Consider the following 11,366-nt stretch of genomic DNA (forward strand, 5'->3'; position numbering starts at 1 on the left):
GGCCTCGGCGTCGATGTCGCCGACGACGATCGTCGCGCCTTCGGCAGCCATCCGGCGGCCGGCGGCCAACCCGATGCCGCTGCCGCCGCCGGTGATCACCGCCACCCGCCCGGCCAGCCGCTGCGTCAGATCCATCAGGCCTCCTTGACGGCGATGAACACGTTCTTGGTCTCGGGGAAATGCAGCGGCGCGTCCGGCCCGAGCTCGCGGCCCAGTCCGGACTGCTTGAAGCCGCCGAACGGGGTGTTGTAGCGCACCGACGAGTGCGAATTGACAGACAGATTTCCCGATTCCACCGCCCGCGATACCCGCAGCGCGCGGGACAGGTCGTCGGTCCAGATCGATCCGGACAGCCCGTAGGCGGTGTCGTTGGCCAGCGCCACCGCGTCGGCCTCGTCGTCGAACGCCAGTACCGTCACCACCGGGCCGAAGATCTCGTCGGTGACGGTGCGGTCCGTGCGCTGCGGGGTGAGAACCGTTGGCGGAAACCAGAATCCACGCCCCACCGGAGCCGTGCCACGAAACGCGACGGGGGCGTCGCCGGGCACGTAGGAGGCCACCTTGTCGCGGTGCGCGGCGGAGACCAAGGGACCCATTTCGGTGTCGCGGGATCCGGGGTCGCCGACGACCACCGCCGCAACGGCCGGCTCGAGCAGCTCCATGAACCTCTCGTAGACGCTGCGCTGCACCAGGATTCGGCTGCGAGCGCAGCAGTCCTGCCCGGCGTTGTCGAACACCCCGGCCGGCGCGGTCGCCGCCGCGAGCTCCAGGTCGCAGTCCTCGAAGACGATGTTGGCGCTCTTGCCGCCCAGCTCCAGCGTCACCCGCTTGACCCCGGCAGCGGCCCCGGCCATCACCTTCTTGCCGACTTCGGTCGACCCGGTGAACACGATCTTGCGCACGTCCGGGTGGGTGACGAGGCGCTCCCCTACCACCGTGCCCTTGCCCGGCAGCACCTGCAGCAGTTCTTCGTCCAGCCCCGCCTGCGCCGCCAGCTCGCCGAGCCGCAGGGTAGTCAGCGGCGTCCACTCGGCGGGTTTGACCAGAACCGCGTTGCCGGCGGCCAGGGCCGGCGCGATGCCCCACGAGGCGATCATCATCGGGAAGTTCCACGGCGTGATCACACCGACCACGCCCATCGGTTCGTTGAAGGTGACATCCAGCCCGCCCGCGACGGGAATCTGCTTGCCGGACAAGCGCTCCGGACTGGCGGCATAGAACGCCAACACGTCGCGGACGTGGCCGGCTTCCCACTCCGCCGACGCGATCGGGTGTCCGGAATTCGCCACTTCCAATGCGGCCAGCTCGTCGACGTGGGCGTCGACGGCGGCCGCGAAGGCCCGCAACAGGGCCGCCCGCTCGGCGGGCGCCAGCCGCGCCCAGCGCCGCTGGGCCGCCCGGGCCCGGCCCACCGCGTCGTCGACGGCGGCCGCCGAAGTGTGCTCGACCGACCGCAGCACTTCCTCGGTCGCCGGATTCACCAGCTGTGTCGAGGTCATCGAGCGGCGGCAATCAGAGCGGAGAACAGCCGCAGGTCGTCCAGGGTCTTCTCCGGATGCCATTGCACCGCAACGGCAAACGCGTCCCCGGGCAACTCCACCGCCTCGACCACCCCGTCGACGTCCCACGCGCCGACCACCAGTCCGTCTCCCACTTTGTCGATGGCCTGATGGTGATAGCACGGCACCTCGGCGGTATCGCCGATCAATGCCGCCACCCGGGTGCCCGCCACGGTGCGCACCGGCAGCCTGCTGAACACGCCATTGCCGGCCCTATGGCCGTTGTGGCCCAGCACCTCGGGCAGGTGCTGATGCAGCGTCCCACCGAACGCGACGTTGAACACCTGTGCGCCACGACAGATACCCAGGACCGGCAGACCCCGGTCCAACGCGGCCCTCAGCAGCGCGAACTCCCAGGCGTCACGGTTTGTGCGCGGCGCGTCGGTGGTCGGATGCGGTTGCTGTCCGTAAGCGGCTGGGTCCAGGTCGTATCCGCCGGTGATCACCAGCCCGTCCAGGCTGTCGAGGACGCGGCCGACAGCGTCCACCGGCTGCGGCGGGAGCAGCACAGGAATACCCCCGGCCAGCGCCACGCCCTCGAAATAGTCGGCTGGCAGGTAGGCCGCGGGAATGTCCCAGATTCCGGTCCGCACCTGCTCGAGATACATCGTCAGGCCGATCACCGGTTTACAGGCGTTCAAAGCCGCGCATCCTCTCCCAGTCGGTGACGGCCGAATTGAACGCCTTCAGCTCGACCCGCGCGTTGTTCAGGTAGTGCGTGACGACGTCGTCGCCGAACGCCTCTCGAGCCAGCGACGAAGCCTCGAACAGCGCGGCGGCTTCGGCCAGCGTGGCGGGCAGCCGCCCGACATCCGTTGCTTGGTAAGCATTTCCGTCGTAGGGCTCGGGAAGCGGCAGGTCCTGCTCGACACCGTGCAGCCCCCCGGCGATCAGCGCCGCCACCGCGAGGTACTGGTTGACATCACCACCGGGAACGCGGCATTCGACCCGGACGTTGCGCCCGCGGCCGACCACCCGCATTGCGCAGGTGCGGTTGTCCAACCCCCAGGCCGCTGCCGTGGGGGCGAAGCTGCCGTCGGCGAACCGTTTGTAGGAGTTGATGTTCGGGGCGTAGAACAGCGTCAGTTCGCACAACGTGGCCAACTGGCCGGCGACGAAACTGCGGAACAGCGGGGACATGCCGTGCGGCCCGCTGTCGTCGTTGAACGCCGCGGTACCGTCCCGGGCGCGCAGCGAAAGATGAATATGGCAGCTATTGCCTTCGCGCTCATCGTATTTCGCCATGAAGGTCAGGCTCTTGCCGTGCTGGTCGGCGATTTCCTTGGCGCCGTTCTTGTAGATGGCGTGGTTGTCGCAGGTGACCAGCGCCTCGTCGTAACGGAACCCGATCTCCTGCTGGCCCCGGTTGCACTCGCCCTTGACGGCCTCGAATCGCAGGCCCGCGCCCTGCATTCCCAGCCGGATGTCGCGCAGCAGCGGCTCCATCCGCGACGACGCCAAGATCGCGTAGTCGATGTTGTAGTCGCTGGCCGGCGTCAGGCCGCGGTAGCCGCTGGACCACGCCTCGCGGTAGGGCTGGTCGAACACGATGAACTCCAGCTCGGTGGCGACATCGGCGGCCAGGCCCCGCTCGGTCAGCCGGTCGAGCTGGCGGCGCAGCACGGCGCGGGGCGCGACCGGGACGGCGCTGCCGTCAGCCCACACGAGATCGGCGATCACCAGCGCGGTGCCCGGCAGCCAGGGAATGAGCCGAAAAGTGGTCAGGTCCGGCGTCATCACCATGTCGCCGTAGCCGGTGTCCCAGCTCGACATCGCATAGCCGGGCACGGTGTTCATGTCGACGTCGACGGCCAGCAGGTAACTGCAGCACTCGGCGCCGTGCTCAGCCATCTCGTCGATGAAGAGCCGGGCCGACACCCGCTTGCCGGCCAGCCGGCCCTGCATGTCGGTGAACGCCACGATGACGGTGTCGACGTCGCCAGTCCCGACCAGTCGTTCCAGATCGGCCCACGACAACAACGCAGAACCCGAACCGGTCATGGCTACCAGGTACTGGTGCGCAAGACGATCTCGGCGGCCAGCTGGGCGGTCGACTCGTGTGCGTTCCGCCGCCCGAGCAGGTCCACCATGCGGTAATCGGCATAGACGAACCGCTGGCTGTCACGGGCGATCGCGCGCGCGGCCGGCGAGCTGACCAAGACGGTGGTGCTGACCTCCACCGGCGGGCAGTCAGGATCTTGGACCACGCCGTTCAGGTCGGCGACCCGCGGATGTCCGCGGTCGATGGCCACCAGCCCGACGAACCGGCCCAACCTGGTCGCGGCCAGCTCCCAGGCCAGCTCGCCGCCGGTGCGGTCGCCGACCACCACCGCCCACCCGATCCTGAGGGCGTCCAGGATGCCGACCACCGACTTTGCGGTCAGCCGCGGCTCGGGGCCGATGACGACGGTGCGAAGCGAAGCCGTGTGCAGCCGCTCACACACCGCGTCGTAGGCGGCCGGCGCACGCTGTTCAGCACCCAGAATGACAACGACAACGCCCTTCTCCGGGCCGGCCACGGCCACCGGGACGGGAAACCCGTCGAGTGTAGTCATCATCGAGGGCACTTCCGCACGTTACAGCCAACCGGGTAGGGAGCGCGACGTTTCCGCATCAAAGCGCCGAGCGGGGCACGTCACGTAACTCGCTGGCAACATGCGGCCTGATCGGAGGTGGCCCGTCGAGCAGCCCGAGGACCGCGTCGAGGTCGAGATGGGACGCCAAAAGGTCGGCCAGCAGGTCCAGTTGGGAGTCGCGTCGCGCGGCGACGTTGACGTCGTCGGCGACCACGAATCCGCTTCGCCCCGCGGCGCCGGCGACCCGGGTGAGGAACGCGCGACGGAACTCGTCGTTGTCGAGCAGGCCGTGCCAATGGGTACCGAACACCGCGCCGCGCATGATGCCCTGCGGTTCGGCTTCGACCTCGACGCCCCAGTCGTCCACGCGGAACCAGCTTGCCTCGGCGCACCGAGCCACCCGCCCGTGGTGAATTTCGTAGCCAGTCAACGGCGATCCCCAGCGGCACAACACCTTGGGCGCGGCGAACACGATGTCGGCGTCGAGCAAGCCCAGCCCGTCGACCTGCCCGACCCCGGATTCGACACCGTCCTCGATGCGCCGGCAGAGCATCTGGAAACCCCCGCAGATACCCAGCACCGGTTTGCCAGCCCCCGCGTGATCGGCGATCCCGCCGGCCAGCCCGCGATCGCGCAACCAGGACAGGTCGGCGACGGTGGCTTTGCTGCCCGGGATCACGATCAGGTCGGCGTCGGCCAGGTCAGCGGGGTCGGTGACCCAGCGCACCAGCACGCCCGGCTCGCAGGCCAGCGCCTCGACGTCGGTGGAGTTGGAGATCCGGGGCAGCCGCACCGCGGCCACCCGCAGCCACTGGTCGCCCCGTGGCGGCGACGGGGTCCCGACGACGCGGTGGGCAACCACCGACAGCGAATCCTCGGCGTCGAGCCAGAGCTGGTCAGCGTACGGCACGACACCGTAGGTGGGACGCCCGGTCATGCTCAGCAATTGCCGTAGCCCGGGTTCCAGCAGCGCCGGGTCGCCGCGGAATTTGTTGACGATGAAGCCGGCGATCAGCGCCTGATCGTCGGGGTCGAGCACCGCGACCGTCCCGAACAGGTGCGCCAGCAGGCCACCGCGATCGATGTCACCGACCAGAACGACCGGCAGGTTCGCCGCTCTGGCCAGACCCATGTTTGCCAGATCGGTTGCCCGCAAGTTGATTTCAGCCGGTGATCCGGCGCCCTCGCAGATCACCGCGTCGAATTCGGCTCGCAAGCAGGATAATTCGCTGACCACTAGCTCGGCGAGTTGATTGCGGTGGTCGAAATAACTTGCCGCGGTGACTCTGTCGGCGACCTGCCCGCGGATCAACAGTTGTGATGTCCGGTCGCTGCCCGGCTTGAGCAGGATGGGGTTGAACCGCACGCTGGGTTCCAGGCCCGCCGCCCGGGCCTGGATGGACTGGGCGCGGCCGATCTCGCCACCGTCGACGGTGACCACGGAGTTGTTGGACATGTTCTGCGCCTTGAACGGCGCGACCCGGACCCCGCGGCGTGCCAGCAGCCGGCACAGGCCCGCGACCACCACGGATTTGCCCGCGTCGGAGCTGGTGCCCGCCACCAGCAGCGCACCGCTCACGGATTCACGGCAAGGTGAGGATCTCGACGCCGCTGTCGGTGACCAGCAGGGTGTGCTCGAACTGCGCGGTCCACTTGCGGTCCCTGGTGACCACGGTCCACCCGTCGGGCCAGATTTCGTAGTCCAGCGCGCCCAGGTTGATCATCGGCTCGATGGTGAACGTCATTCCCGGCTGCATGATCGTCTCCACGGCGGGCTGGTCGTAGTGCAGGACGACCAGCCCGTTGTGAAACGTGGTGCCGATGCCGTGACCGGTGAAGTCACGAACCACGTTGTACCCGAACCGATTTGCATACGACTCGATGACGCGGCCGACGATCGACAACGCACGGCCGGGCTTGACGGCGTTGATCGCCCGCATGGTCGCCTCGTGGGTCCGCTCGACGAGCAGCCGGTGTTCCTCTGAGACGTCGCCGGCCAGAAAGGTCGCGTTGGTGTCGCCGTGTACCCCATCGATGTAGGCGGTGACATCGATATTGACGATGTCACCGTCGGCGATCACCGTCGAGTCGGGGATTCCGTGGCAGATGACCTCGTTCAGCGATGTGCAGCAGGACTTGGGAAATCCCTTGTAGCCGAGTGTCGACGGATAGGCGCCGTTGTCGACCATGTACTGGTGCGCGATGCGGTCCAGCTCGTCGGTGGTCATCCCGGGCGCGACGGCCTTGCCGGCCTCTTCCAGCGCCCTGGCCGCGATCCGGGCGGCGACCCGCATCTTCTCGATCACCTCTGGCGTCTGCACCCATGGCTCGGTGCCCTCCCGCGCGGTCGACTTCCCGACGTACTCCGGGCGCTCGATCCACTTGGGCACCGGCAGCGTCGGTGACAGCTCGCCGGGGGAAAGCGCGGTGCGACCAGGCATCCCGCTAGCTTACGGCCTGGCGGCGTAGGGCGACGCTGCCCGCGACGAGTCTGCCCGCCACCCCGGTTGTCGCTCCCAGGCGGGCAGACCGACCACCAGCCTTTCCAGCGACTGGCGTTGCAGAGCGCTTACCGATTTGCCCACGATGGCGTCGCGCCACCGAGCGCGCGCATTTGTACGGCGATATGCCCTCATCCGCGTACATTTGCGGCCGCTCGCGCGGCGGTTCTAGTGCGCACCGCCCGTCGCTACCAGCTGGGCAAGAAGCTGCACCATCCCGCGCAGATCAGAACCTGCCCAGCCGCCGCCGAAGCGCACGGCGCGGCCCCCGGATGACCACCGAGCCGAACGCCACCCGACCGGTCAGCACGACATGCGGCGTTCCCTCGGCCGGGGCGTCTTTGCGGCGGTCGCTGGCGCTGCCCACGTACACCTCGACGTTGTCGATCGAGGCGCTGGCGCCGTCCGGCAACCGCAGGTCCAGTGAGCCGAACTTCATGTCGAGTTCGATGACCACCACCGGCCCCGCGAAGCGGGCCTTGGTGAGGTCGAGTTCGATCGACCCGACCCGGCGCACCAGCGCCAGCCGGGTGGGCACCATCCATTCGCCGTGCCGCTTGAGCGAGCCGGCCCAGCCACGCAGTTCCACCCGGTCGGCTGCCGAGGTGACGATCGTGCCGGGCCCGGGCAGGTCGCCGACCAGCCCGTCCAGCTCACTTTGGGTACGCGCGTAGGACACGCGCGACGAGCGCTGCTCGAACTCGTCGATGTCGATCAAGCCCAGCGCGACAGCGTTGTGCAGCCGCCGCATGGTGCCGTTGCGGTCGGCGTCGGAGACCCGCAACGAAACCATGTCTCCACCGAAATCCGTCACCCTCGCAATTTACCGCTGTTGGGAGACCGGGACTGCGTCAAGCCAGATAGCCCGGCGGCAGCGACTCGAACATCACCTTGGTCATCCGGACCGCGTATTCCGAGCTGCCACCCCCGACGATCAGCGACGCGAACGCAAGATCGCCGCGGTATCCGGCGAACCAGGAATGCGAGCCGCCCGGGAATTCGGCTTCACCGGTCTTCCCGAACACCTCACCGCAGCAGTTCGCGATCTCCTTGGCGGTCCCGTTGGTCACCACCAGTCGCATCATCGGCCGCAGGGCGTCGATCATCTTCGGCGAAATGGGGGTGATGTCGCCTTCGACCGTGGTCGGGTGCCCGGCGATCAACTGCGGCGCCGGGGTTTTCCCGGCCGCCACCGTCGCCGCCACCAGCGCCATGCCGAACGGGCTGGCCAGCACCTTGCCCTGGCCGAAGCCGTCCTCGGTGAGCTCGGCCAGGTCCACCGTCGGCGGCACCGAACCCGTCACCGTGGTGATTCCGTCGACCTGGTAGTCCAGCCCGATCCCATAGCTCCTGGCCGCCTGCGACAGCCCCCGGGGCGGCATCCGGCTGCTCAGCTCGGCGAACGTGGTGTTGCACGAACTGGCGAACGCCCGCGACATGGGCACGACGCCCAGGTCGAAGCCGCCGTAGTTAGGGATGGTGCGGTGCCCGATGTCGATCTTTCCCGGGCAGCCCAGCATCGTGTTAGGCGTGGCCATGTCACGTTCGACGGCCGCGCCGGCCGTGATCATCTTGAACGTCGACCCGGGCGGGAACAGCCCGGTGGTGGCCAACGGCCCGTCGGCGTTGGCCCCCGCGTTCTGGGCGATCGCCAGGATCTCCCCCGTCGACGGCTTGATCACCACCAACATGGCCTTGCCGCCCCGGGTGTCCACCGCATGCTGAGCGGCGTTCTGCACGACCCGGTCCAGGGTGATCGAGACCGACGGCGCCGGCGACCCCTCAACCTCGTTCAGGATCTCGACGTCGACGCCGTTCTGGTTGACGATCACCACCCGCCAGCCCGCCTGACCGTCCACGCGGTCGATGACGGCCTTTTTCACTTCGGCGATGACCGCGGGGGCGAAGTGCGGGTCGGTCGGCAACATGTCGGGCTGAGGGATGACCACAACTCCGGGCAAATGACCGATTGCCGGCGCGACCTTGTCGTTGTCCTCGGGATGCAGCGTGACCCCCAGGTCCAGCGGCTGGGTCGCCGAGCTGGCGCGTTCGGCCAATAGCTGCGGGTCGTTGAGGATGTCCAGGGCCGGATTGAACGGGTGCAGCGCGTCCACCACCGCATGCGCCGTCGCGATCAGGGCAGGTCCGGCCGTGGTGGCGTCCAGCATGTAGTGGTACAGGTAGCCCGGCGCCAGCACGTCGCTGCCGCCAAGCTCGTTGACCGCGGCGCGCCGCGGGCGGTCGGCCCGCAACGCGAACGTCTGGTGCTCGCCGAGCTTGGGGTGTAGGTCGGTGGCGGACCAGCGGACGTACCAGTGCCCTTCGTCGCGGGCCATCTTGAGCTGGCCGTCGTAGCTCCAGGTTCTGTTCTTGGGCAGGTGCCAGGTGAACCGATAGCTCACCGTGCCGGAGTCCTCCGCGTACTTCGAGCTGAGCAGCTGCGCGTCCAGGTGGGTGGTCTGCAGACCGGCCCACGCGGCGTTGAGGGATTCGCGCGCCTCGTTGGGGTTGTCGCTGAGTTGTGCGGCGGTCGCGGTGTCGCCAATGGACAGCGCGCGGAAAAACTTCTCAGCCGCCGGAGCCGGGCCCTCGGGCCGCGGGGTACACCCGGACAGGGCGAGGACGCCGACGAACATCAGAACCGAAGCAGCTGAGGCCAAAGTTGTTCGAGTTACCATCGTTACTGATGTTAAGAACGGTGGCGCGGACACCGCCGCCGACACACCGAGACCGAAGCGTTATCGCCGCGACATGGGCGCGTCCCGACGTGCGGACGGCTGTCGGCTTCGCCCAACGTGCGCTCACTGCGAAAAGTCGGCCGGATTTTCGCAACAGCTGCACGCTCGGCGAGCGATGAACGCACTCAGTCCAGCAGGACGGTCGCGAAGGTGCCGACTTCCTCGAAGCCGATCCGCGCGTAGGCGGCGCGGGCCACGGTGTTGAAGCTGTTCACGTACAGGCTGGCGATGCGCCCGCCGGCGACGATCACCGCGGCCAGCATGGCGGTGCCGCGGGTGCCCAGGCCCAGGCCGCGCCACTGCGGATGCACCCAGACCCCTTGGATCTGCCCGACGGCCGGCGACTGCGATCCCACCTCGGCCTTGAAGACGACCTCACCGTGCTCGAAGCGGGCCCACGCGCGCCCGGCGGCGATCAAGTTGGCCACCCGGCGCCGATAGCCCCGCCCGCCGTCACCGATGCGCGGATCGACGCCCACCTCGCCGATGAACATGTCGACGGCGGCCACCAGGTACGCGTCCAGCTCGTCGGGCCGGACCTGGCGCACCTCGGGGTCGATCTCGCAGCCCGGGTGGCTGCTCAGCGCCATCAGCGGTTGGTTGTCGCGCACGTCGCGCGCAGGCCCCCAGCCCGACTCGAGGCGCTCCCACATCGGCAACACCAGGTCGGCCCTACCGACCAGTGACGAGCAGCGCCGCGCTCCACTCGACGCCTCGTCGGCGAACGCATGCAGGTCGGCCGGAGCGCCGCGCAGCGGGATCAGGTTGGCGCCCGCGAAGCACAGCGACTCGTTGGCGCCGCGCCGGGTCCACAATTCCCCGCCAATGGAATTGGGGTCGACGCCATGGTCCGCGACGCGGGCCGCGACCATGCAGGAGCCGACCGGGTCGTCGTCGAAAACCCGCCACACGGCGGCGGCATCACGCACCACGGACACCCGTCGCTCGCCGACCAGGCGAAAGATGGGCGGAGCCGACATTGGGGACTCTCTGGGGACTCTCGGTGATGCGTGCTAAGGGGCGTGGGCTTTAAACGGCCAAAGTTCAGCTTACGGTCACAACCGGCGAACCGCTCGCTGTCGTGTCAGGACCGTGATCGGCGGCCAGCCGCATGGCCTCCTCGATCAGCGTCTCGACGATCTGGGCTTCGGGCACGGTCTTGATGACTTCGCCCTTGACGAAGATCTGCCCCTTGCCGTTTCCCGACGCCACGCCCAGGTCGGCCTCGCGGGCCTCCCCGGGACCGTTGACGACACACCCCATCACCGCGACCCGCAGCGGCACCTCGAGGCCTTCCAGTCCGGCGCTGACCTCGTTGGCCAGCGTGTAGACGTCAACCTGAGCCCGACCGCACGACGGGCAGGACACGATCTCGAGGGAACGCGGCCGCAGATTCAGCGACTCGAGAATCTGATTGCCGACTTTGACTTCCTCGACCGGCGGCGCAGACAGCGACACCCGGATGGTGTCGCCGATGCCCTTGGACAGCAGCGCGCCGAAGGCGACCGCGGACTTGATGGTGCCCTGGAAGGCGGGACCGGCCTCGGTGACACCGAGGTGCAGGGGGTAGTCGCACTGCGCGGCCAACTGCTCGTAGGCGGCGACCATCACCACCGGGTCGTTGTGCTTGACGCTGATCTTGATGTTGCCGAAGCCGTGTTCCTCGAACAGCGAGGCCTCCCACAGCGCCGACTCGACCAGCGCCTCGGGCGTGGCCTTGCCGTATTTCTCCATGAACCGCTTGTCCAGCGAACCGGCGTTGACGCCGATGCGGATCGGGATGCCGGCCGCGCCGGCGGCCTTGGCGACCTCGCCGACCCGGCCGTCGAATTCTTTGATGTTGCCGGGGTTGACCCGCACCGCGGCGCACCCGGCGTCGATGGCGGCGAATATGTACTTCGGCTGGAAGTGGATGTCGGCGATGACCGGAATCGAGCTGTGCCGGGCGATCTCGGCAAGCGCGTCGGCGTCCTCCTGGCGCGGGCAGGCCAC

Annotated in this window: 10 protein-coding genes and 1 pseudogene; all 11 read right to left on the reverse strand. The window is 68.4% G+C overall.

Annotated features, from left to right (window positions below; translation table 11 throughout):
• A pseudogene (locus tag VML93_RS29485) lies at positions 1-138 on the reverse strand (short-chain dehydrogenase); the annotation flags it as partial.
• On the reverse strand, positions 135-1,499 hold the full coding sequence (locus tag VML93_RS29490; protein WP_325615943.1) for an aldehyde dehydrogenase family protein: 1,365 nt from the start codon (positions 1,497-1,499) through the stop codon (positions 135-137). The pseudogene VML93_RS29485 and the gene VML93_RS29490, both read right to left, overlap by 4 nt.
• Positions 1,496-2,236 carry a gamma-glutamyl-gamma-aminobutyrate hydrolase family protein gene (locus VML93_RS29495; protein ID WP_325615962.1) on the reverse strand — a complete coding sequence of 247 codons (741 nt, stop codon included), beginning with the start codon at positions 2,234-2,236 and terminating at the stop codon, positions 1,496-1,498. The genes VML93_RS29490 and VML93_RS29495 overlap by 4 nt, the downstream gene beginning before the upstream one ends.
• Positions 2,187-3,560 (reverse strand): glutamine synthetase family protein, encoded by a 1,374-nt coding sequence (locus VML93_RS29500; RefSeq protein WP_325615945.1) that lies wholly within the window; start codon positions 3,558-3,560, stop codon positions 2,187-2,189. Before VML93_RS29500 ends, VML93_RS29495 begins: the two co-directional genes overlap by 50 nt.
• 2 nt (positions 3,561-3,562) lie before the next feature.
• Positions 3,563-4,117, reverse strand: coding sequence for an alpha/beta hydrolase (locus tag VML93_RS29505; RefSeq protein ID WP_325615947.1), 555 nt, complete (start codon positions 4,115-4,117; stop codon positions 3,563-3,565).
• 55 nt (positions 4,118-4,172) lie between these two features.
• Positions 4,173-5,714 carry a cobyric acid synthase gene (locus VML93_RS29510; RefSeq protein WP_325615948.1) on the reverse strand — a complete coding sequence of 514 codons (1,542 nt, stop codon included), beginning with the start codon at positions 5,712-5,714 and terminating at the stop codon, positions 4,173-4,175.
• Between the two features lie 4 nt (positions 5,715-5,718).
• Positions 5,719-6,576 carry a type I methionyl aminopeptidase gene (map, locus tag VML93_RS29515; RefSeq protein WP_325615950.1) on the reverse strand — a complete coding sequence of 286 codons (858 nt, stop codon included), beginning with the start codon at positions 6,574-6,576 and terminating at the stop codon, positions 5,719-5,721.
• Between the two features lie 286 nt (positions 6,577-6,862).
• Positions 6,863-7,450 carry a DUF1707 domain-containing protein gene (locus VML93_RS29520; RefSeq protein ID WP_325615952.1) on the reverse strand — a complete coding sequence of 196 codons (588 nt, stop codon included), beginning with the start codon at positions 7,448-7,450 and terminating at the stop codon, positions 6,863-6,865.
• Between the two features lie 37 nt (positions 7,451-7,487).
• Positions 7,488-9,314, reverse strand: coding sequence for a penicillin-binding transpeptidase domain-containing protein (locus VML93_RS29525; protein ID WP_325615954.1), 1,827 nt, complete (start codon positions 9,312-9,314; stop codon positions 7,488-7,490).
• Positions 9,315-9,499: 185 nt separating this feature from the next.
• Complete coding sequence (locus tag VML93_RS29530; protein ID WP_325615957.1) at positions 9,500-10,354, reverse strand: GNAT family N-acetyltransferase; 855 nt, start codon at positions 10,352-10,354, stop codon at positions 9,500-9,502.
• A 64-nt stretch (positions 10,355-10,418) separates the two neighbouring features.
• Positions 10,419-11,366 (reverse strand): flavodoxin-dependent (E)-4-hydroxy-3-methylbut-2-enyl-diphosphate synthase (gene ispG / locus VML93_RS29535; RefSeq protein WP_325615960.1); only part of this gene is annotated, 948 nt, incomplete at its 5' end.

Source organism: Mycobacterium sp. (genome assembly GCF_035499775.1).
Classification (GTDB): domain Bacteria; phylum Actinomycetota; class Actinomycetes; order Mycobacteriales; family Mycobacteriaceae; genus Mycobacterium.